At 62.9% G+C, this 20,844-nt stretch carries 21 protein-coding genes and 1 pseudogene; 14 read left to right on the top strand and 8 right to left on the bottom strand.

Annotated features, from left to right (window positions below; genetic code table 11):
• Positions 1–261 precede the first annotated feature (261 nt).
• The 11 genes and pseudogenes from ABIB78_RS07760 to ABIB78_RS07710 all read left to right on the top strand — a co-directional run bounded on the left by ABIB78_RS07760 (position 262) and on the right by ABIB78_RS07710 (position 10,402).
• Positions 262–961, top strand: a pseudogene (locus tag ABIB78_RS07760) (RNA polymerase sigma factor).
• Between the two features lie 140 nt (positions 962–1,101).
• Positions 1,102–1,926, top strand: coding sequence for a flagellin (locus ABIB78_RS07755; protein WP_076859051.1), 825 nt, complete (start codon positions 1,102–1,104; stop codon positions 1,924–1,926).
• 63 nt (positions 1,927–1,989) lie between these two features.
• Positions 1,990–3,687, top strand: a complete 1,698-nt coding sequence (gene fliD, locus ABIB78_RS07750) for a flagellar filament capping protein FliD (RefSeq protein WP_429023291.1) — start codon at positions 1,990–1,992, stop codon at positions 3,685–3,687.
• Positions 3,687–4,118, top strand: coding sequence for a flagellar export chaperone FliS (gene fliS, locus ABIB78_RS07745; RefSeq protein WP_429023289.1), 432 nt, complete (start codon positions 3,687–3,689; stop codon positions 4,116–4,118). The genes fliD and fliS overlap by 1 nt, the downstream gene beginning before the upstream one ends.
• 102 nt (positions 4,119–4,220) lie before the next feature.
• Positions 4,221–4,742, top strand: coding sequence for a hypothetical protein (locus ABIB78_RS07740; protein WP_429023287.1), 522 nt, complete (start codon positions 4,221–4,223; stop codon positions 4,740–4,742).
• A gap of 237 nt (positions 4,743–4,979) precedes the next feature.
• The gene (locus ABIB78_RS07735) at positions 4,980–5,639 is read left to right on the top strand and encodes a flagellar hook assembly protein FlgD (protein WP_429023284.1); all 660 of its coding nucleotides are present in this window, start codon (positions 4,980–4,982) and stop codon (positions 5,637–5,639) included.
• Between the two features lie 19 nt (positions 5,640–5,658).
• The gene (gene flgE / locus ABIB78_RS07730; RefSeq protein ID WP_429023282.1) at positions 5,659–6,948 is read left to right on the top strand and encodes a flagellar hook protein FlgE; all 1,290 of its coding nucleotides are present in this window, start codon (positions 5,659–5,661) and stop codon (positions 6,946–6,948) included.
• Positions 6,948–7,199 (top strand): hypothetical protein, encoded by a 252-nt coding sequence (locus ABIB78_RS07725; RefSeq protein ID WP_429023279.1) that lies wholly within the window; start codon positions 6,948–6,950, stop codon positions 7,197–7,199. The genes flgE and ABIB78_RS07725 overlap by 1 nt, the downstream gene beginning before the upstream one ends.
• A gap of 19 nt (positions 7,200–7,218) precedes the next feature.
• Positions 7,219–7,674, top strand: a complete 456-nt coding sequence (locus ABIB78_RS07720) for a flagellar protein FlgN (RefSeq protein WP_429023277.1) — start codon at positions 7,219–7,221, stop codon at positions 7,672–7,674.
• A 27-nt stretch (positions 7,675–7,701) separates the two neighbouring features.
• Positions 7,702–9,477 (top strand): flagellar hook-associated protein FlgK, encoded by a 1,776-nt coding sequence (gene flgK, locus ABIB78_RS07715; protein WP_429023274.1) that lies wholly within the window; start codon positions 7,702–7,704, stop codon positions 9,475–9,477.
• Between the two features lie 16 nt (positions 9,478–9,493).
• A complete protein-coding gene (locus ABIB78_RS07710; protein ID WP_429023272.1) occupies positions 9,494–10,402 on the top strand; it encodes a flagellin in 909 nt (302 codons plus the stop codon).
• A gap of 13 nt (positions 10,403–10,415) precedes the next feature.
• Here the strand turns inward: ABIB78_RS07710 and ABIB78_RS07705 are convergent, their stop codons facing one another.
• The 4 genes from ABIB78_RS07705 to ABIB78_RS07690 form a co-directional block, all read right to left on the bottom strand.
• Positions 10,416–11,342 (bottom strand): substrate-binding periplasmic protein, encoded by a 927-nt coding sequence (locus ABIB78_RS07705; RefSeq protein ID WP_429023271.1) that lies wholly within the window; start codon positions 11,340–11,342, stop codon positions 10,416–10,418.
• Positions 11,339–11,632, bottom strand: coding sequence for a c-type cytochrome (locus tag ABIB78_RS07700; RefSeq protein WP_429024032.1), 294 nt, complete (start codon positions 11,630–11,632; stop codon positions 11,339–11,341). Before ABIB78_RS07700 ends, ABIB78_RS07705 begins: the two co-directional genes overlap by 4 nt.
• Before the next feature lie 70 nt (positions 11,633–11,702).
• Positions 11,703–13,367: a methanol/ethanol family PQQ-dependent dehydrogenase gene (locus ABIB78_RS07695; protein WP_429023269.1), complete on the bottom strand. Its 1,665-nt coding sequence runs from the start codon at positions 13,365–13,367 to the stop codon at positions 11,703–11,705.
• 230 nt (positions 13,368–13,597) lie between these two features.
• Complete coding sequence (locus ABIB78_RS07690) at positions 13,598–13,843, bottom strand: hypothetical protein (protein ID WP_429023267.1); 246 nt, start codon at positions 13,841–13,843, stop codon at positions 13,598–13,600.
• A gap of 203 nt (positions 13,844–14,046) precedes the next feature.
• Between ABIB78_RS07690 and ABIB78_RS07685 the strand changes: the two genes are divergently transcribed.
• Positions 14,047–14,445, top strand: a complete 399-nt coding sequence (locus ABIB78_RS07685; RefSeq protein WP_429023265.1) for an EF-hand domain-containing protein — start codon at positions 14,047–14,049, stop codon at positions 14,443–14,445.
• A gap of 342 nt (positions 14,446–14,787) precedes the next feature.
• Positions 14,788–14,868: a pyrroloquinoline quinone precursor peptide PqqA gene (gene pqqA, locus ABIB78_RS07680; RefSeq protein WP_009031067.1), complete on the top strand. Its 81-nt coding sequence runs from the start codon at positions 14,788–14,790 to the stop codon at positions 14,866–14,868.
• 241 nt (positions 14,869–15,109) lie between these two features.
• Here the strand turns inward: pqqA and ABIB78_RS07675 are convergent, their stop codons facing one another.
• Positions 15,110–18,235, bottom strand: coding sequence for an efflux RND transporter permease subunit (locus ABIB78_RS07675; RefSeq protein WP_429023263.1), 3,126 nt, complete (start codon positions 18,233–18,235; stop codon positions 15,110–15,112).
• On the bottom strand, positions 18,228–19,349 hold the full coding sequence (locus tag ABIB78_RS07670; protein WP_429023261.1) for an efflux RND transporter periplasmic adaptor subunit: 1,122 nt from the start codon (positions 19,347–19,349) through the stop codon (positions 18,228–18,230). The genes ABIB78_RS07675 and ABIB78_RS07670 overlap by 8 nt, the downstream gene beginning before the upstream one ends.
• Positions 19,350–19,506: 157 nt before the next feature.
• Here ABIB78_RS07670 and ABIB78_RS07665 point away from each other — a divergent pair, with 157 nt between their 5' ends.
• Positions 19,507–19,743: a hypothetical protein gene (locus tag ABIB78_RS07665; protein WP_429023259.1), complete on the top strand. Its 237-nt coding sequence runs from the start codon at positions 19,507–19,509 to the stop codon at positions 19,741–19,743.
• A gap of 4 nt (positions 19,744–19,747) precedes the next feature.
• Here the strand turns inward: ABIB78_RS07665 and ABIB78_RS07660 are convergent, their stop codons facing one another.
• Both ABIB78_RS07660 and ABIB78_RS07655 read right to left on the bottom strand, forming a co-directional pair.
• Entirely contained in the window at positions 19,748–20,092 is a 345-nt protein-coding gene (locus ABIB78_RS07660) for a hypothetical protein (RefSeq protein ID WP_429023258.1), read from the bottom strand.
• A 22-nt stretch (positions 20,093–20,114) separates the two neighbouring features.
• Positions 20,115–20,840: a pentapeptide repeat-containing protein gene (locus tag ABIB78_RS07655; RefSeq protein WP_429023256.1), complete on the bottom strand. Its 726-nt coding sequence runs from the start codon at positions 20,838–20,840 to the stop codon at positions 20,115–20,117.
• Between the last annotated feature and the right edge of the window lie 4 nt (positions 20,841–20,844).

Raw genomic sequence — 20,844 nt, 5'->3', positions numbered from 1 at the left:
GTTGGTGTGACAACAGCGTTTTCCGGCGCGACGATCTTTCCCGCGAGAATGCGAGACGATGCTGAACGACTGCTCCAAACCCCGTCGAATTTTTCCCCACGCCTTGGCGCAGCGGCAGCTTTTGCCGGGTGGTCGGCAAAATAATCCAGCTAAGCATTTGAAAAATAACGAAAAAACTTCGCCTGGTTTGCTCGGCCCCTCCGTTCAACGCTCAGAAGCCGTATGGGATGTGTGCCAGCGGCGCTGGTTGGAGAGCGGGGCATGAGTTACGCGCTTGATATGACGGCAGCGGCCGAGATCGAGGCCACGACGGCCGCGGTTGCGCCGGTCGAAGCGGTTGCCCCCTGGAGCAACGTCCCCACGGTTGCTGATGCGGGTCCGCTCGACACCGTCGAGATCCAGGACGAGGACAAGGAACTGCTCGACCGCCTTGCCGCCGGCGACGAGGCGGCGTTTCGTGCTCTCGTCGAACGTCATGTCGATCGCGCCTACGCGATCGCGCTGCGCATCGTCGGCAACGCCGCCGATGCCGAAGACGTGGTGCAGGACACGATGCTGAAGGTGTGGACGCATCGCGGCCGCTGGCAGCATGGCCGCGCCAAGTTCTCGACCTGGCTCTATCGCGTCGTCAGCAACCGTTGCATCGATCTGCGCCGCAAGCCGCGCACCGAGAATGTCGATGTCGTGCCCGAGGTTGCCGACACGCAGCTCGACGCAAGCACCGTCATCGAGCGCAACGAAATCGGCAATCTTCTGGAGGTCGCGATGCGGCGGCTGCCCGAGCAGCAGCGCGTCGCGGTAATCCTCTCCTATCACGAGAACATGAGCAACGGCGAGATCGCCGAGGTGATGGACACGACCGTAGCCGCGGTGGAGTCGCTGCTGAAGCGCGGGCGGCAACAGCTGCGAAATGCTCAAGCGGCACGAGCGCGACCTGCGCGGCGCATTTACCGACTGCTAACCATAAATTCCGGCTTCTGAAGATTTCGCGCCTGACCACCGGCGGCCGATCCGTTTGATCGGGCGGACGGGGGCTGGATCCGCGTCACCTCTCTTTTTCACGATGCGGCATGCCATGCCCCATCAGCACAGGAGCTACTCATGCCCGCAATCTCCACCAACACCGCCGCCAACTCCGCGGTTCGTTACCTCAACATTAACTCGATGCAGGAAACCAGCGCGCTGTCGAAGCTGTCGAGCGGCTCGCGCATCACCTCGGCTTCCGACGACGCGGCCGGCCTCGCGATCTCGACCCGCATCTCCTCCGACATCACGACGCTGCAGCAGGCCGCCACCAACGCCGCGCAGGCGACGTCGATCCTGCAGACCGCCGACGGCGGTGCGTCCAACATCTCGGACATCTTGGCCCGCATGAAGTCTCTGGCTTCCGAATCCGCCTCCGGCACCGTGGCCGACTCCAGCCGTGCCTACATCAACTCGGAATTCACGCAGCTCAAGGGCGAAATCGACTCGATCGCCAGCGGCACCCGCTACAGCAGCCAGAGCTTGCTCGACGGTTCGAGCGTGTTCTCCTCGGGCGTCTCGGTGCTGGTTGGCTCGACCTCGGCCGACACCATCACGATCACCCTGACCAGCCTGACGGCGTCCTCGCTCGGCGTGACCTCGCTCGACGTCTCCAGCCTGTCGAGCGCGACCAGCGCAATGTCGGCCCTCGACAGCGCGATCGACACCGTGTCGTCCGCCCGCGCCGAGATCGGTGCCCAGGAGTCCCGTTTCAACTTCAGCGCCGACTCGATCTCGACCCAGACCCAGAACCTGCAGTCCGCCAATTCGGCGATCAAGGACGTCGATATCGCCGCCGAGCAGGCGACGCTGTCTTCGGCCGAAGTGAAGACCCAGGCCGCGGTTTCGGCGGAAACGGCGGCGAACCAGATGCCGCAGTACCTGCTGAAGCTGCTCGGCTAATTCGAAGGACAGATCGGGCCGGCATGATGCCGGCCCGATTCCTATTGCGGCGGAAGTGTCGACATGACGGTTAGCAGCGCCACCTCGAGCACATCAGGTACGACGTCGGCCAGTTCTGCCAGCACGGTGACAACGACCGGCACGACCAATTCGGCCAGTATCGACTGGACTGCCCTGATTGACGCGGAGGTCAACGCCAAGCTCGCGCAGGCGACCACGATCACCACGTCGATCACCGCGAACCAGGCCAAGATCACCGCCTACCAATCCCTGCAGACCGAGCTGTCGACGCTGGCCACGGGGTTGTCGTCGCTCAGCACGTCGATCATCAACTCGATCGCCACCAACGCGTTCGCCACGCGTTCGGCGACGATCTCGTCGACCGGTGACGTCAGCGCCTCTTCGGCGCTCAACATGAGCGTCAACAGCGGCTCGGCGACCGGCGATCACAGTCTCCAGATCACCCAGCTCGCGGCCGCGCAGAAGGTGATCGGCTCCTCGCAGGCCAGCATGTCGACGGCGCTTGGCCTCTCCGGCACGTTTTCGCTGGGCCTGGCGGGCGGCGGCAGCACGGCGATCTCGATCACCAGCGGTATGTCGATGCAGGATGTCGTCGACACCATCAATGCTCAGACCTCGACCACCAATATCCAGGCCTCCATCGTTCAGGTGTCGAGCGGCTCCTATGAGATGGTGCTGACTGGGACCCAGGACGCCGCCGATATCACCTATTCGTCGACGTCAGGCGACGATATCCTGAACAAGCTCGGCGTTACCGACACATCCGGGGCCTTCACCGACGTGTTGCAGAAGTCGCAATCCGCGGAATTCTCCCTCGACGGAATCGCGCTCACCCGCAACACCAACGATATTTCCGACGTGCTCCCGGGCGTCACCTTCAACCTGCTGCAGCCGACGCCCAGTGGCACCAGCCTGAATATCAGCATCCAGACCGACACCAGCCAGATCACGTCCGCGCTGCAGACCTTCGTAACCAACTACAATGCGTTTCGCGACCAGGTGATCGCGCAGTCGGCGCAGAATTCCGACGGCACGGCCGCTTCCAGCGCAGTGCTGTTCGGCGACAGCACGATGCGCGATATTATGACCCAGCTCCAGCAGGTGCTCAGCGGGACAGTGAACGGGATGACGATGGCCGATCTCGGCCTGTCCTTCAACGAGAACAACGAGCTGCAGCTCGATACCGGCACGCTGTCGACCGTGCTGACGCAAAACCTTGCCGGCGTCACCAAGCTGCTGTCCGCGCAGACCACGACCTCGTCCAGTCAGCTCAGTGTGGTCAATACCGGCACGTCGCCGCAATCCTTCACGCTCGACGTGGCGGTGGATTCGACCGGCACGCTGACCGGCGTTTCCGTCGGCGGCGACAGTTCCGGCTTTTCGGTAGTCGGCAATACGATCATCGGAAATTCGGGCACGATCTACGCCGGCATGGCATTCAGCTATACCGGCTCGACCTCGCAATCGATCACCGTGACGTCGACCTCCGGCCTTGCGACGCAGCTCTACCAGCTCGCGCACACCAGCTCCGGGACCAGCGGTCAACTCCAGACCATGATCTCCAACCTGCAGTCGCGCGACACCGATCTGCAGTCGCAGGTCAACGATATTCAGAGCAATGCGGCAACGTTCAAGGCGCAGCTGCAGGTTCAATACGCCAATTATCAGGCCGCCATCGAAAGCGCGAACAACACGCTGGGCTACCTGAGCGCCCTCCTGAACGCATCATCGAGTAAATAATGACCCAGAATGCCACGGCCTACCACGCCAACAATGCCTATCGATCCGCAGCGGTGGCGGTTCCGCCGTTGAAGGCGGTGGTGATGCTGTGCGACGGCGCCATCACGTTGCTGCAGAAGGCGCTGGAAGCGCACGAAGCGAAGCGCTTCGAGGAAGGGCACACCTATCTGACGCGGGCGACCGCGATCCTGCGCGGACTGAGCCACAATCTCGACTTCACCCGCGGCGGCGCGATGGCCGATCGTCTGTACCGGACTTACAACGCCCTGATCATGGCGTGCCTGCGCGCCTACGGCCGGCCGCAGGCCAAAGAGAATTTCCGGCGCATCATCGCCAGCCTGACGGAACTCCGGGACGCCTGGAAGTTCGTCGAGGCAACCGCCGGCAAGGCCGCCAAGGCCAGGACGCTCGAATCAGTCGCCGGCCGCTAAGCGCGGACAAGGCGCGAATTACCCGGCGAAGCGGCTTTTCCGGGTGGGGGCAGGGCGCCCGGGCAGGCGTCCTGGTGGGAAAATGGCTGCGCGGCGGACATCATGCTGGACCTGACGCGACCTCGGCGGAAATTGATTTCCGCCGTCCCGCGAATGCTTTATGACAGCCTTGGCGACGAGGCTGGATCTGCGCGCGGGATGGACGTTGCGACATTCGAAGACCTGATCGACCGGCTGGGGGAGGATCTGTCCCGCTGGCCCGATGACCAGCGCCTTGCCGCCGTCCAGCTCCTCGCATCCTCGGTTGAAGCGCGGACGCTCTACGAGGAGGCGAGCGCGGTACGACGCGCGCTCGCGGCGCCGCCGGTTCGTGCTCCCAAAGGCCTTGTCGACCGCATCGTGACCGCGGCGGCGAAACTGCCCCAAGAGAAATTGCCCCAAGAGCCGACCGCGGGGCAAGCCCCGTCCGAGGATCAGTCGAACGATGCGCAAGGTCCGGGCGAATCCGCACCGCACGGCAAGGTGCTGCCGGCGCTGTTGCTCGCCCTTTGCTTGTTGCCCGCGTTGGCGCCGCCAGTGTTGATGCTCGGCGAGCCGGATTTGCCGATCAGCCTCTCGCTCTGAACTCTCCGCACTCCTTGTTACTGCGGTCCGCGCTTTCGCGGCGGGCCGGCCTGCGCGCGTTTGCAGTCTTCGTGGCCACGGCCGACACGGCAAATTCTGCCGATTAATCAAGTGATTCCGCGCGGATGAATCCGCGCCTGAATTCGCCGCGTCATCCGTTTTATCTGCGAACGACTTCACGATCCCAATGTTCCAACGCGTTCCGTCGCCCTAGCCCGCGGCGAAGAGAGCCTTGTCATGACCGTTTCCTCGGTAACCTCTGCAGCAACCTCCGCCGCCTCGAGCTCATCGTCGAGTGCGTCGATGGGGATGAGCTCGACCGATTTCCTCAACCTGCTCGTCAGCGAGCTGCAAAACCAGGATCCGCTGAACGCCACCAGCACGACCGACTTCATCAACCAGCTCACCTCCTACGCCAACTTCACCGAGCAGCAGTCGACCAACGCCAGCATGACGTCGCTCGCGAGCTCGTTTTCGAGCCTCGTGACGCTCAACTCCGTCAACTATATCGGCCACACCGTCGAAGCGAAGACGAACACGGCGGAGCTGACCAACGGCTCTGCGACCTTCGGCTACTCGCTCACTTCGGCCGCTTCCAACGTCGCGATCGCGATCCAGGACTCCTCGGGCAATACGGTGTGGAGCGGCAAGGGGAGCGGAACCGCGGGCTCAAACACCTTCACCTGGAACGGCCAGACCACGGGCGGCACCCAGCTCAGCAACGGCGGCCAGTACACGATCCAGGTGACCGCGACCGACTCCGCCGGAAACTCGCTGCTTAGCTACACCACGATGACGGGAACGGTGACCGGGATCGATGCCTCCGGCTCGACGCCGTCGCTGCTCGTGAACGGCGTCCCCGTCAGCGCCGCCAACATCATCGGCGTCACGTCCTGATTGCTTCCGGAGTAATATCATGAGTCTCACTGGTGCTCTTTCCTCGGCGATCTCGGCGCTCAATGCGCAGAGCCAGTCGCTGGCAATGATTTCCGACAACATTTCCAACGCCGATACCACGGGTTACAAGACCACGTCGGCGATGTTCGAAGATCTGGTGACGGCGTCGAACAGCGCCACCTCATATACGTCCGGCGGTGTCACGGTATCCGGCCGCGCCAACATCACCCAGCAGGGCTTGCTGTCCGCGACCACCAACGCCACCGACGTCGCGATCCAGGGCAGCGGCTTCTTCGTGACCAGCAACGCGACGTCCGGCGGCACCACCTCGTACACGCGCAACGGTGCGTTCACCACCGACAATTCGGGTTACCTCGTCAACAACGGCAATTACCTCGAGGGCTGGCGCACTGACGCTCAAGGTAACATCCTCGGCAATGCCTCGGCCGCGAGCCTCGGGCCGATCAACACGCAGGTGGTCTCGACCAGCGGCAGCGCCACCACCAAGACCACCGTCGCGGCGAATCTGCCGGCCGATGCCGCGGTCGGCGCGACCTTCAACAGCTCGATGACGGTCTACGATTCGCTGGGCACGGCGAGCACGATTCAGATCGATTGGAAAAAGACCGCCGACAATACCTGGCAGGCCAGCTTTGAGCAGCCGAAGCTCGCATCGGACTCCAGTACGGCCAGCGCCAACGCGATCACCGATACGGTGGATATCACCTTCAATAGCGACGGCTCGCTCGCCTCGACGGTTCCGAGCCCGCCAACAATCTCGGTGACGGGCTGGAAGGACGGTGCGGCCGACAGCTCCACCGCCAATGGCACGGCCATCACGCTCAATCTCGGTACGGCCGGCAAGACCGACGGCCTCACGCAATACTCATCGGGCGAGACCACGCCAGCCGTTGATCTCACGAGCATCACGTCGGACGGCCTCCCTTACGGCAAGCTGAGCAGCATCGCGATCGGAAAGGGCGGCGTGGTCGATGCCACCTACTCCAATGGGCAGACCATCACGATCTACAAGATTGCGGTCGCGACCTTTAGCGATCCCAACGGATTGAACGCGGCGAGCGACGGCATGTATTCCGCGACGGCAGCCTCCGGCAGCGCCACGCTGCAGACCTCGGGGACCAACGGTGCCGGCACGATCTACGGCAGCGAACTGGAATCGAGCACCACCGACACCAGCGGCCAGTTCTCCAACATGATCTCGGCGCAGCAGGCCTATTCGGCCGCGTCGCAGGTGATCACCACCGTCAACAAGATGTTCGATACGCTGATTTCGGCGGTGTCGCGATGATGACCGAAAAGAAGAATGACCGCTTGCTGGTCAGGCTGCAGCGGCTGAAGGCGAGGGCCGCCTCGGTTCAGCCGAGCGATCGGGCGCAGCTCCGTACGTTGCTCGACGACGTCGGAACATTGCGAGATCAGCTCATGCGCGAATGCGCGCGGCTCGACCAGGAACTCAACCGGGCCGCGGTCCGGGTAACGGCAATCACCGCGTACGGGCGCAGCGCACTATCGGTTCGCGCCCTGCGTCGCGGACACTAGCTTGAACGGGAGCGATGACATGACACCGGAACGCAACATCAAGATCAATCCCGCAGGCAATGATGAGCGCGCCAGGTCGCTGATCGCACTGATCGACAATCTGATTGCGATCGTAAACGAGGAGAACGTCGAGCTCGCCAAGGGCTTGCCGGCCTCCCGGCTGAAGCAGGTCGACGAGAAGAACCGGCTCGCCACCCTGTTCGAGCAGTGTGTGGCGGAGGCGGTCGGCAAGACCGCAAATCTCAACGTCAACGACCGCGTGCTGCGTGAGCAGCTGATGGATCGCATCCTGAAGCTTCGGGTCGCGATGGACGAGAACGTGATGCGGCTGCGTGCAGCGATCGATGCCAGCAACCGCAGGATCGAGGCGATCATGCAGGCGATCCGCGAGCAGATCGCCAACGTATCGCCTTATGGGGCCGGCGGCCGTCGGGTCACGCCCGCGATGTCCTATGGCACCAACGTGCGGGCCTGATCGGGTCGGCGCCGGAGGGATTTGGCCGTGTCGTCGCTCGATATTGCACGGAGCATCGCATTCAGCGGGCTATCCGCCACGCAGGTGCAGATCAGCGTAGCCTCGGCCAATATCTCCAATGCCGACACCAAGGGCTATACCGAGAAGACCGCCAACCGGAGCAGCAGCGTCACCTCCGGTGTCGGTACCGGCGTCACGATCACCGGCATCAGCAGCGCCGTCGACAAGCTGCTCCTGAAGTCTCTGGTCGGAGCCGATTCCGATCTTGGCGCCGCCGATACCAACAACAGCTATCTGACCGAGCTCGAGCAGCTCTACGGTAGCACGTCGAGCGCAGACAGCGCCACGACGGGCACCTCGCTGGCCAATACGATTGCGGCGTTCGAGTCGGCGTTGTCGTCGCTGGCGAGCACGCCGAGCAGTGCGTCGCTGCAGTCGAACGCCGTCAGCGCGCTCGCCGCGGTCACCACCCAGCTGCAGCAGACCTCAAGCGGGATCCAGAAGCTGCGCGCCAATGCGGACCAGGACATCGCCTCGTCGGTCAGCGACATCAATACCGATCTGCAGCAGATCTCGGACCTCAACAAGCAGATCAAGCAGGAAGCGGCCGCGGGCCAACCCACCGCCGATCTCGAGGACCAGCGCAATAGCGCGCTGCAGGACCTCGCGTCGCAAATGAATGTGAGCTACTTCACCACGTCGAGCGGTGATCTGCAGGTCTATACCGGCTCGGGACAGGCCCTGGTCGACAGCACGGCGCACCCGCTGAGCTATACGCCGGCGTCGAACGTCACGGCATCGACGACGTATGGCACCGGATCATCCAACAGCTTTAGTGGCATCACCGTCAACGGGGTCGACATCACCTCGCAGATTTCCTCCGGCAAGGTCAGCGCGCTGATTACCCTGCGTGACCAGACGTTGCCGGCCGCGCAGTCGCAGCTCGATGAGCTCGCCGAGCAGCTTGCCTCGAGCGTGAATGCCGTATCGAACCAAGGCACATCGGTGCCGCCGCCGGTCAGCCTGACCGGAATAGCCACCGTCAGCAGTTCAACGCCGTTGTCGGCAACCGGCACGGTGCGGATCGCGGTTGCGGACAAGAGCGGCAATCTCGTGTCCTACAAGGACCTCGATCTGTCGTCCTATGCGACGGTTGGTGATCTCGTTAACGCGATCAATGGTATCTCGGGTCTGTCAGCTTCGGTCGATGCCAACGGACATCTGTCGATCTCGGCAACCGGATCCGGCAACGGCGTCGCCATCAACGAGATGACGAGTTCGGTCGGTAGTTCGGGTCAGGGCTTTTCGGACTATTTCGGGCTCAACGGCCTGATCACGGGGACCGGCGCTTCTGACATCGCGGTGCGCAGCGACATCCTCAGCGGCACGGCGGCGCTGCCGACGTCGACGCTCGACGCGTCATCCACGTTGACGGTCGGAAACTCGGTGCTGTCGCCGGGCTCGGCGACGGTGGTGAACTTGCTCTCGAGCACGCTGACAGGGTCGACCAGTTTCGCCATGGCGGGCGGGCTGGGCGCCACCACCGGCTCCTTCACCGATTATGCGGCTGCGATCGTCGCCAACGTCGCCGGCAAGGCGACCCAGGCGTCGGCGGCCTACACCGCCAAGCAGACCGCGCAGTCGACCTATGCGAGTTCCCTGTCGTCGCAGTCCGGCGTCAACCTTGACCAGGAAAGTGCGAATCTGAGTTCGTTGCAGAACAAATACGCTGCCGCGTCCCAGATCATTACGGCCATCAACGCCATGTTCTCCGCGTTGATGACCGCGATGAGCTCAAGCTGAGTGTGAGGGCGTTGTCATGATGATGCGTGTTGCCACCTTCGCACAGTCGGACCAGATGATATCAAGCGCGCTGCGGGTGCAGGCGGTGATGGCCAACGAGCAGGTGCAGGAGTCCTCCGGGCTGCAATCCGAGGATTTCGGTGGTTACGGTTCCGGCGCCGGGCGCGTGATCAATTTGCAGGTCTCGGTGACCCGCGCCCAGTCCTATATCGATGCCAGCAACCTCGCCGACAACAAGGTGCAGGCGATGTATTCGGCGGTCGGTTCGGTGACCGATATCATTACGCAGCTTCGGACCCAGCTCAGCGCAGCCACCACCGGCAGCAGCACGGCGACGGCATCGGTGATCAACTATGCCCAGCAGGCCATGTCGCAGATGCAGGGGCTGCTCAACACCCAGTATGACGGCGAATATGTTTTCAGCGGCGCCCGCACTGATACCGCGTCGGCGGATCTGTCGACCTTTGGGACCGGAACCGGATCGCTGACGACAGCAGACACCAGTTACTACCAAGGCGACAGCGAGATCGCGTCGGTGCGCGTTTCGGACAGCCAGTCGATTGCCTACGGCGTTACCGCGGAAAATCCGGCCTTCGAGCAGGTCATGCGGCTATTGAAATACGTCGGCAACAGCACGACGTTGTCGTCGAGCGATATCTCGCAGGCGCTCGATCTCGCCAGCAATGCACTGGACGCTACATCCACGGTGCAGGCAAAGCTTTCGACCGCGGCGTCGCAGATCGAGACCGCCAGCACCAGCCAGAGCGATTACCAGAACTTTGCGAAGACTCTGTCGACCAACCTCACCAGCGTCGATGTTGCTGCGGTGACGGCGCAGCTTTCGACCTATCAGGCGCAGCTGACGGCGTCCTATTCGGCGATCGCCAAGATCCAGAGCATGAACCTGGCCAATTATCTGAAATAGCAGGGCGAGTGGCTCAGCGGTTCAGGATCTTCAGCCAGACGTCGCCGAGGATGATCGGTTCGCGTGGTGCGAGCCAGGTGAGGCCTGCGGCCTTGCCAAGCTCGGCGATGGTGCCTTTGGCTTGCAGGTCGGACAGCACCTTGTTGACGGCTTCCAGCAGCGCCTTGTCGGTTTCGAGTGCGGCGTAACCGCGGTTGGCGCCGATCGGATAATAATAGCCGGAGGCGGTGATCCCAGTGTCGGGATGGCTCGCGCGGTAAGCGTCGAACCGGCGCAGGTCGAGCAGCGTTGCGTCGAATTCGCCGCGCTCGAGCTCCCCCAGCAGGTCGCTGCGCCCTGGAACGAGATGGGTGATGTCTTCGATCAGCTTGCCCTTGTCGAAGGTCATCAGGATGGCATCGCCCAGCGTGCCGCTTTCGATCGTGAGGCGCAGGCCGGCGAGATCGCCGATATCGGCGATCTTGCGGCCCTTGATCTTGTCCTTGGCTTTGGGACCGAGGACGATGGTCATCGGCGAATAGATGTAGGGCTGGCTTGGCACCAGCACGCCGATTGGGATCCGCCGACGGCGATCGTCGCGCGTCGCTCCGTCGAAGTCAGGCAGCTTTGCCGTCGTGACGCCGGGCACCTTCAGCGAATCCGTGGTGAGAGCGTAGCCGCCGACCAGCGAGCAGCGCCCGTCCGACAGCAACGCATTGGCTTCCAGCGCGGGGCTGGAATCCTCGTCGAGCTTGCTCTCGAACCACTGGATCTTGAGCGGCCGTCCGAGGCGCTCTGCAATGGTCTGCGCGAGCGCGACGTCGAAGCCGGCATCCGGTTTGCCGCGATGATGCGCCGACAGCGGCGGGAGATCCTCGTCGAGGCATACTTTGAGCGGCTCGTCGGCGGCATGCGCTGCCGCCGTCATGGCGAGGAGCAGAGCCGTCACGAGGGCCCTCATTGGGGCCTCCGGTTCGACAGGAAGGCCCAGACGTCGGCGATCTCCTGCTCGCTCAGGATGTCGGCCCAGGGCGGCATCTTGCCATTCTTGCCCTGCTTCACGGTGGTCACGAAGCGTGCCTTGTCGTCGGGAAACGCGCGCAGGTCCGGCGTGATGGTGCCGGAGTTGACCATGTTGGGCCCATGGCAATGCGAGCAGTTCTTGGCGTAGGTGACCTTGCCCTGGTCGGCTCGACCCTGAAGGTCGATTGCATTGGCTTGCTGTGCGGCCGCCGGGATCAACGTGATCAAGGCCGCCGTGACGGCGGCGAAGATCGCCGCCGTCAACGGGGGTACTCTTTCAGTCACGTGGGCTCCGCGCTCAGTTCTTGACCGCGAAAACCCACAGCGAGCCGCCGGGTGGGACCTTGGCAAGCCGCTCGTCGCCGGAGAACAGCGAATAGACGCCGCCATAGCCCGAGGCGACGGCGACATACTGCACGCCGTCCTGCTGCCAGGTTATGGGTTGTCCTTCGATGCCCGAGCCGGTCTGGAACTGCCAGAGCTTCTTGCCGGTGTCGGCGTCGAACGCCTCGAATTCGCCGGTCAGCTGACCGGAGAACACCACGCCGCCGGCGGTGGAGAGGACGCCGGAGAAGCGCGGAATGTCGCTCGGCGCTTCCCACTTCGCCTTGCCGGTCATCGGATCGATCGCCTTGAGATGGCCGCGCGGTCCGGTGCCCCATTCCCAGGGATCGGTGAGATCCATGCCGAGATACCATTCGCCCTGCTTGAACGTCACCGGTTCGGCCTTGTACTTGCCGCCGAAGGCGAGTGTGTTGGCGTAGGCGAGGCCGGTCTGCGGATTGAACGACATCGGCTCCCAGTTCTTGCCGCCGAGGATCGACGGGTAGACCGTGACCTTCTTGCCGTCACGTGCATCCTTGGCAACGTCGGTCTCGATCGGGCGGCCGGTCTTCATGTCGATCCCGGTGGCCCAGTTGACGTTCACATAAGGATTGGCCGCGAGCAGCTTCCCGTTGGTGCGATCGAGCACGTAGAAGAAGCCGTTGCGGTTGGCATCCATAAGCACCTTGGTCGGCTTGCCCTCGACATTCATGTCGGCGAGCACCATCTCGGCCACCGAGTCATAGTCGAACGGATTGTTCGGCGAGAACTGGTAGTGCCACTTGATCTTGCCGGTCTTTGGATCGAGCGCGAGCACCGAGCAGGTGTAAAGGTTGTCGCCGGGACGCACCGCCGAGTTGAACGGCCCGGGGTTGCCGATGCCCCAATACACCGTGTTCAATTCGGCATCGTAGGAGCCGGTGATCCAGGTCGATCCACCGCCGAGCTTCCAGGTGTCGCCCTTCCAGGTATCGCCACCGGGCTCGTCCGGAGTCGGGATCGAGTGGGTACGCCAGAGGCGCTTGCCGGTCGCCGGATCCCAGCCGTCGATGAAGCCGCGGGTGCCGAATTCGGCGCCCGAGATGCCGGTGATCAGGACGCCGTCGGCGACCAGCGGCGCCACCGTCATCGAGTAGCCTTCCTTGATGTCCGCAGCCTTCTCGCGCCACAGCTCCTTGCCGGTCTTGGCATCGAGCGCGATCACGTTGGCGTCGAGGGTGGTGCGGAACACCTTGCCGTCATACAGCGCGGCACCGCGATTGATGATGCCGCAGCAGACGATACGCGGCGTCTCGGCGGGATATTCGACCTTGGTCTTCCAGATCTGCTTGCCGGTCTTGGCGTCGACCGCGATCGTGGCGTTGTGTGTGGTGATGTAGAGGACGCCCTGATAGACGAGCGGCTGCGATTCCTCGCTGCGGTCGTCGTTCAAACTGTAATTCCAGACCGGGACCAGATTCTTGACCGTGTCCTTATTGATCTGGTTCAGCGTCGAGAAACGCTGAAGATTGTAACCCATTCCATAATTGAGAACGTTCGATGTATCAGTCGCACCCTTGACCAACTGCTCGTTGGTCTGAGCGCTTGCACCATACGATGCAAGAATCACGAGGCTTGCGGCCAGCGCAATGCGTCTCATCATATCCTCCCAATGAACCTTTTTCTGCACGCCTATTCCTGACGTTGCGGATGGAACCATCCGCCTGAAAGCAAAACGGGTCAATACGAAAACGTGAACGAACCCCAGCCAACCGCAGGAGGCAGGTTGAGCACATCAGGTTTTTCGCAAGGGCGTCCGTAGCTTACCGTGGCGTGGAATACACAACACCACGCACAGCTCGCGGTTATGTCGCAGCGCGAATGGCTCGATCAGCTTGACGGTGCATGGGGGCAGACAGTTGGACGCGCCTTCGTGCCCCGCTTGTCCGGCGGCACGTTGCAATTGTCGATCCGCTGCTCGTCGGTCCATTTGCGGCCGAGCCGCTCCTTGCCAGTGAGCGTGCGCTGCCGGACCGTCTCAGCCGATCGGGCAGGGGCCTCGTTCTGCGCGGACACGGGCGCGATCAGACCGACCGCAACGAGGCAGCCCAGCATGGTCCGGCAAATGTCGCTCATGAGGTTACCTCGCTCGTTCTGGTGCAATGCAATCGGCAGACGCCACAGATGATCCGTGAGGCCGTCTCTTTCCACCCGAAACCCGACAGGGTCTCGCCGATTGCACTAACTGTAGGAAGCATGATCGAAGCTGCTATGGTGAGCTTCGATCGCAGGGCGCGCTCCGTATCTTTTGCCGGAGCGGTACTTAAGGGAGACAAATGATGATTTCGCGCCGATCGCTTGCTTTGACTTTGGCCGTGGCTGTCCTGTCGGGCCCCGCCTTGGCGGCATCCGGGCGCAACAGCGCGCTGAAGATGCTCGATCCCGACAATGACGGCACGGTTGATCTTGCCGAAGCCAAGAAGGCTGCCGCCGACCTGTTCGCGAAGTTGGATCCCGATCATGACGGCACGCTCGACGTGCGTGAATTGCGCGGACGGCTGACCGCGAAAGAGCTAAAGATGGCGGATCCGGATCATGACGGCACCCTGACGCTCGACGAATACCTCGCGGTCGTCGAGCAGCGTTTCAAGGCCGCCGATCCCGACAATGACGGAACGCTGGATGCGAAGGAATTGAAATCGCGTGCCGGCCGGGCCCTGCTGCGTTTGCTCAAATAGGCGCATGCCCCGCGTATTTTGCCGGGCCGATTCCGGATATTGACGCTGGATTCCACGCATAACAAAAAAAGTTGCGATTTCGCTCTTGGACAAGACTCGGCTGGAGCCATCTGGTCTCCTTATCCGTGCGTCGCCACCCGGCAGCCGGAAAATGCCTGACAGATCAGTGTCGGAATTTCCCTGCCGCTTCAAAGCCGGGCGGACGTCAGCGAGCCGTCGTCCGTTTCGGCATGTCCAGCAGCGAAGTCGGGTCCTTACCACCCCAGCTTGCGCCCTGGAAACGCCAGCCCTAGCTTGCCGCGCGGCGCGAGGCTCGCGCCAACTTTTACTTGGGAGAAGGAAATGGCCTGGAAAACACCGAAGATCGTCGAAGTGCCGGTCGGCATGGAAATCAACATGTACGCCTGCGCAGCGCGCAAGTAAGACCACCTGGCGGCCTGGTACGGCTTCGATGGTGAACGCCGTCGAAGCCGTAGCAGTATCGACGGGTCTTTCGATTTCTGGGCGCCTGTCGAATTGATCGCTCCGGCGTCGTCGAGCAAAGCCTGATCCGCCCCAAATCTCAACCGTCCATTGCCGGATTTTGCTGCGCCAATACTTGGTCGGCGCTGCTGCCGCTTGTGAAGCGAACCCTGGTTCAGATCGTCACACGCCTTGCGTGTACTCAGGGGCGGTCCTTGAAACGCGCATATCGAAGCGCGAGGCTAGGCAGCACCAGCAGACTAAGCGCCATCGAGGTCATCAGACCCCCAAGGATGACGATCGCCATCGGGCCCTCGATTTCACGTCCCGGCTCTCCTGCGCCGATCGCGAGCGGCAGCAATCCCAGGCCGGTCACGAGAGACGTCATCAGGATCGGGACGAGGCGGTCGGCCGCGCCCTCGATCACGGTATCCAACCCCCACACGCGACCGTCGACGAGGACGAGGTGCTCGTAGTGCGAGATCATGAGGATGGAGTTGCGCAGCGTGATTCCGAACAGCGTGACGAAGCCGACCATCGATCCGAGCGAAAGCAGGCCACCAGTCAACGCCAATGCGAACACGCCACCGACAAAGGCAAACGGCAAGTTGATCATTACCAGCAACAGATTTCGCCAATGGCCGGTAACCATCGAAAGCAGAACGACGATACCCGTCCCGGCCAGCAACGAGTTGACGATGAGATCGTGACGCGACCGGGCTTGGGCCTCGGCCGCTCCGGCAAATTCCACATGAGCACCGGGCGGCAGCACGACCTCGCGGGCCAGCTTGCGTTTGGCGGCAGCCACGAAGGATTCGAGATCGCGTCCGCTGACGTTCGCCGTTACGGTCTGAACGCGCTGTGCATTCAGGTGTTGAATCTGATAACGGCCCGAGGTCTCGTAGACGTCGGCGATTTGCTTCAGCAGAATGTAGGCGCCGCTCGGCGTGCGCACCGGCAGGTCACCGATCTGAGTGAGCCGGGCGCGGGCATGCGCGTCGAGAATCACGATGACATTGAAGACGGCATTGCCTTCATATCCCTGGCCGACGACATCGCCCTGATAGGCGGTGCGAATCAGTTCGAGCACTTCGACCGCATCGAGCCCCCAGCGCTGCAGATCCGTCGGGCGAAGCGTCACATTTACCTGCGGCATCCCCGGCGGGGATCGTTGCTGCACGTCGACGGCACCCGCGACTTCATCCAGTTCTCGGGCGACGTCGCGCGCAGTGCGCTCGAGTGAGTCGAGATCGGGCCCGTAGATGTTGACGACCACCGCCGCGGTGAAGCCGGAGACGGTCTCCTCGACGCGTTCCGTCAGGTAAGTCTTGCTCGAGAAGGAAACCCCGGGGAAGCCGGCCAGAGCTACCCTGATGCGCGCTTCTGCTGCGGATTGTGCCTGACCCGAGAGCCCCGGCTCCAGGTCGATCTCGAACTCGCTGGAATGCGGACCAACCGTGTCGATGCCGGCCTCGGCCCGGCCTGCATGCTGCGCCACCCTGCGTACACCCGGGATTTGTCGGAGCGTATCCGTCATCAGTTTGCCAATACGAAGAGATTCGTCGAGCGAGGTGCCGGGGATCGCAGAGACGTGCAGAATCAGATGGCCTTCCCGCAGATCCGGTAGGAAGGTCCCGCCGAAGAAAGGCAGCATCGCCGCGCCGATCGTCAAAACCGCGGCCGCCGTCATCACCAGCTTCGGGTAACGGCCGATGCGACGCAGCAAGGCCTGGTAGTGGCGCCGGGACCACCGCACCGCAGGAGGTTCATGCGAGCGCTGTCCGCCGGTCCTCTCGACGAGGAGCAGCATGGAGAGCGCCGGCGTCACCGTAAGGGCGACCGCGAGCGAGGCGAGCACGGCGAAGATGTAGGCGATGCCCAGGGGGCCGAAGAGACGGCCGGCAATGCCGGAGAGCGCCAGGATCGGAAAGAAGACCAGCAGCACCGCAAACGTCGCATAGGCAACCGCGGTACGCACTTCGAGGAAGGCCTCAAGTACGACGCGAGCCTCGGATCGCGGCGCCGTTGCCCGGCGGTTTTCGCGCAATCGACGTACGACATTCTCGACGCCGATCACGGCGTCATCGACGACTTCGCCGATCGCGATTGCAAGGCCGCCCAGCGTCATCGTGTTGAGCGTTTCACCCATCCATTGCAGTGCGAGCACGGCCGCTATCAACGATAGAGGGATGGCGGTGCAGCTGATGATCGAGGTGCGCCAGTCGAACAGAAATAGAAACAGAACAACGACCACGAGCACCCCACCGATCACCAAGGCGTTGAGCACGTTCTCGGTCGCCGCGTCGATGAAATTGGCGGGGCGGAATATGTCCGCATGGAGCTGAATACCGTCGGCTTCAAGGCCAGGTCGCAGTTCTTGCAGGGCGGCTTCCACCCGCGCGGTGACCTCTCGCGTATTCGCGCCGTATTGCTGGCTGACCATGAGCATGATGCCAGGCAAGCCGTCGATGAGGGCGGCCCCGATTGGCGGCTCGGGAGCGGTCAAGACGGTGGCGACGTCGCCGAGAACTACGCTTGCGCCGCCTTCGTGCAGAAGAACGGTGCGGGCAAGCTGGTCGGGCGTCAAAGACTGCCCCAGGGTTTGCAGCGTGATGCGCTGATTGGCGGTATCGATGAAGCCGGCGCCCCGTACGCCGGTGGCCTTGCGTGCGGCGGTCAGTACATCATTCAGGCCGACCCGGAACCGGATCAGGTCGTCCGGGCGGACTTGCACTTGCAGAGACCTGACATCCTTGCCGTAAGTGGATACTTGTGCCACGCCCGGTACGGCCAGAAGCCGTCTTGCCACGGTCCAGTCCGCAATGGTGCGCAAATCCATCAGCGAGCGCTGGTCGGACGTCAGACCAATGACCAGCACCGTGCCGGCCAGCGGAGTCAATGGTGTCATCGACGGCGGCTGCACGCCTTGCGGCAGCCGCGCGGCCACGACCGCGAGACGCTCCGTCACCAATTGGCGCGCCCGGTAGATATCGCTACCCGGCTGGAAGACGACCGTCACCACGGAGAGGCCCTGGATCGACGATGAGCGCAGACTTTCGACGCCGGCCAAGCCGTTGATCGACGTTTCGATCGGCTGCGTGACCAGAATCTCGACATGCTCCGGGCTGAGGCCGGGAGCTTCTGTCTGGATCGTGACCTGTGGCGGTGCGAATTCGGGGAAGACTCCGTATTTGGCTTCGCCGAGCGTGAACAGGCCATAGCCCAGCAGCGCGAACGAAAGCGCGAGCACGATGCCGCGGAAGCGGATGGCGAACGCGACGAGAGCGGCTTGCGGCCCTGACCTGTTGGAGCCGATGCCGTCAGTCATTGTCGTCGCCGCTCCGAAGCTCGCTCTTGGCCTCCTCGGACAGCAAGACCTGTGCGCCCCGGATGACGATTTCGGATCCCGATGGAATGTCTCTGACGACGTAGTCGTCATCCGAGACCGGCTGATCCGTGCTGATCGGATGCCGTCGGAAGCTGTCGGAACTCACGCGCAGGTAAACCCACGATCGGCCCTGCCATCGCACAATCGCGGTATCTTCGATGAACACGCCCTCGTAAGTGTTGCCCGACGGCACATAAGCAGTGGTGTTCATGCCGGGCAGCAGGCCGCTATCGCCGGGCGCTGAGAAGAAATAGCTCAATCCCTGAATACGGGGGTCGGTGCGTGTTGCCGCGGAGATGTACTGGAGATCGATATTCGCATTTCGCGTCGGCGCCTGCGCCAGAGCCGTTCCCGGAGTCCCGGTGACAGTCACGCCGGGAGGCAGCGTCACCTGAACCAGAAACTGATCGCGCTCGATCAACCTGACAACGGCGGGCGAGCGCTCGACGATTCCGCGGCCGATCACCGGCCCCCATTCCTGCTGTGCTGTTGCCGCGAGAGTCCTGAGCTGCGATTCCGCCGCGGCAAGCGCGGCCTTGTCGGTCCGCAACGTTCCCTCTGCGGTTTCGGCTTCCTTTTTCGGCAGCGCGGCGGAGTCGACGAGATTCTTGGTCCGGTCGAATGCGCTCTTCGCGACTTCGAACTTGGCCTGCGCCGTCTGGAGTTGAGCCTGCGCATTGGCGTAGCTGTTGGCGAGCTCCGTGATGCGGGAGATGTCCAGCACTGCACCGTACGCGCGGAATTGCTCAGGATGCGGAGCAGCTTCCGCTACCGCGGTTTCGAGCCCGATCTGTCCCTGCTGGTTGGGCGTAAGCTTGACCGCTGCCTGGCCGCTGTTTGCGGTGTGGGAAGGCTCGGTGCGGCCCGAATCCGACTTGCCCGGCTGCGGCTGCGCAGCCGCTCGCCGAACTTGACACGTGAGAGCCCAAGTGCCGGCAACGAGCGCCAGCAAGCACACAGCGACCGCGATGCCGCGCCAGGGGGTTTCCGTAAGAGCCATCAGCCTGTTAGCAGTTTGGGGAACCAGCTTATTGACGAAATGAACTGGCGGCAAGGCGCCGGTCCCACGGTTGCCGGCTGGGGTAAGGCTGGCGCGATTGGGCGCGGGGCCGTGCCAGGTTCCGCTCGATCCTCGCACGGAATTGAAACTTCCGCCTGCTGTGGGCGTAGCGCTTATGTTATCTTTTGACGACGCCCGCGAGGTTTCATGCATGAACCCGATTGATCTGATTGTCACTGTATGTGCCGTGCTGTCGCCCGCCACCTGCGAGGAGCAGCATCTGGTGTTCAACTGGAACGGCTCGCTCCAGCAATGCGCCATGGCTGCGCCGCCTTACATCGCGCAATGGGTCGGCGAACATCCGAAATGGACCGCAGTGCGTTGGCGTTGCGAATATCCGCACAGCAACGATCGCGCCAATACCGGTGGCGAGCCGTCGGCCGGCTAGCCCGTTATTTGTTGCAATCCTTCAGATCCTTGTCGGACACCGAGAACACGGCGTCGGCCTTGATCTCGATGTCGCGGACGAAGCACTGCCTCGCGCCGCTGTAGCCGACCTTGGCGTCGTAGCGGCCGGGTTCGACGCGGGTGATGCGCAGGCGCTCGTCGTGGTCGACTTCCTTGTCCTTGTCGTTGAGCGTCTGGTTGGGACCCCACTCGTTCTTGCCGGCCGGCGACAGTTCGAAGCTCGAAATCGTGGCGCTGGTCAGATTCCACAGCCGAATGCCTTTGCCTTGCGCGAGCGATACGCCAGTGCCTGTCAGCAACAGCGCGATCGAGACAAATATCCATCGCATCAACGATCCTCCTGAAGAACCGTCATTCCTTTATCAGACGGTCGCGATTCTTCGCCATGTCGAAATTCTTCGCCCGGTCGAGGCCAATCGGGGCGATCAATCTCGCCGAGGCCAGATCGGCGGCCTCGAAATCGGTGTCGATGAGGGTGACGCCGGTCAGGTCGGCGCCTCCTAGCTGTGCGTTCTTGAGCGAGGCACCGGTCAGGTCGGCGCCCTTCACCGACGCGAATTCGAGATCGACACGGGACAGGTCGGCGCCGCGGGCGTTCAACCGCTCCAGATTGGCGGATCTCAGCACCGCGCGCATCAGGCCCATCGACTGATTGCGCATGTCGGCGCCCAATCGCGCGCCCGCGATCGAGGCACCGACAAGGCTTGCGCCAGTCAGGTCGGCGGCGATGCGCGCTCCCGACAGATCGGCGCCGTCGAGACGGGCGCCTGCCATTTGGGCTGCAAACAAGTTGGCGCTCTTGAGGCTGGCACCGGTCAGGTCAGCCGCGAGCAACCACGCCTGGTCGAGGACCGCCCCATCAAGCTTCGCGCCGGCAAGCTTCGTCTTGTTGAGCCGCGCTGCGCGAAAAATCGCATCGGTCAGGTCGAGCCCTGAAAGGTCGAGGCCGGACAATTTCTTTCCAGTGAAATCGGCGCGTGCCGTGGCGGTCGCCTTGGCCAGCACGGCCTCGACGTCTTGCCGGGTCATTTCGGCGGAGACCATATCGGGGGACGACAGGTCGACATCGCGCATCATGTCC

It is taken from the genome of Bradyrhizobium sp. I1.14.4, assembly GCF_050435825.1.
GTDB lineage: Bacteria > Pseudomonadota > Alphaproteobacteria > Rhizobiales > Xanthobacteraceae > Bradyrhizobium.
The sequence above is the reverse complement of the archived record's forward strand: the minus strand, read 5'-3'. Positions and strand labels throughout refer to the sequence as shown.

Coding starts and splice junctions, on each gene's coding strand:
- ABIB78_RS07695 (WP_429023269.1), bottom strand. CDS start 13,367: ATGAGACGCATTGCGCTGGCCGCAAGCCTCGTGATTCTTGCATCGTAT.
- ABIB78_RS07705 (WP_429023271.1), bottom strand. CDS start 11,342: ATGAGGGCCCTCGTGACGGCTCTGCTCCTCGCCATGACGGCGGCAGCG.
- ABIB78_RS07720 (WP_429023277.1), top strand. CDS start 7,219: ATGACACCGGAACGCAACATCAAGATCAATCCCGCAGGCAATGATGAG.
- ABIB78_RS07685 (WP_429023265.1), top strand. CDS start 14,047: ATGATTTCGCGCCGATCGCTTGCTTTGACTTTGGCCGTGGCTGTCCTG.
- ABIB78_RS07710 (WP_429023272.1), top strand. CDS start 9,494: ATGATGATGCGTGTTGCCACCTTCGCACAGTCGGACCAGATGATATCA.
- ABIB78_RS07690 (WP_429023267.1), bottom strand. CDS start 13,843: ATGAGCGACATTTGCCGGACCATGCTGGGCTGCCTCGTTGCGGTCGGT.
- ABIB78_RS07660 (WP_429023258.1), bottom strand. CDS start 20,092: ATGCGATGGATATTTGTCTCGATCGCGCTGTTGCTGACAGGCACTGGC.
- fliD (WP_429023291.1), top strand. CDS start 1,990: ATGACGGTTAGCAGCGCCACCTCGAGCACATCAGGTACGACGTCGGCC.
- ABIB78_RS07735 (WP_429023284.1), top strand. CDS start 4,980: ATGACCGTTTCCTCGGTAACCTCTGCAGCAACCTCCGCCGCCTCGAGC.
- flgE (WP_429023282.1), top strand. CDS start 5,659: ATGAGTCTCACTGGTGCTCTTTCCTCGGCGATCTCGGCGCTCAATGCG.
- fliS (WP_429023289.1), top strand. CDS start 3,687: ATGACCCAGAATGCCACGGCCTACCACGCCAACAATGCCTATCGATCC.
- ABIB78_RS07755 (WP_076859051.1), top strand. CDS start 1,102: ATGCCCGCAATCTCCACCAACACCGCCGCCAACTCCGCGGTTCGTTAC.
- ABIB78_RS07725 (WP_429023279.1), top strand. CDS start 6,948: ATGACCGAAAAGAAGAATGACCGCTTGCTGGTCAGGCTGCAGCGGCTG.
- ABIB78_RS07655 (WP_429023256.1), bottom strand. CDS start 20,840: ATGATGCGCGATGTCGACCTGTCGTCCCCCGATATGGTCTCCGCCGAA.
- pqqA (WP_009031067.1), top strand. CDS start 14,788: ATGGCCTGGAAAACACCGAAGATCGTCGAAGTGCCGGTCGGCATGGAA.
- ABIB78_RS07665 (WP_429023259.1), top strand. CDS start 19,507: ATGAACCCGATTGATCTGATTGTCACTGTATGTGCCGTGCTGTCGCCC.
- ABIB78_RS07740 (WP_429023287.1), top strand. CDS start 4,221: ATGCTGGACCTGACGCGACCTCGGCGGAAATTGATTTCCGCCGTCCCG.
- ABIB78_RS07675 (WP_429023263.1), bottom strand. CDS start 18,235: ATGACTGACGGCATCGGCTCCAACAGGTCAGGGCCGCAAGCCGCTCTC.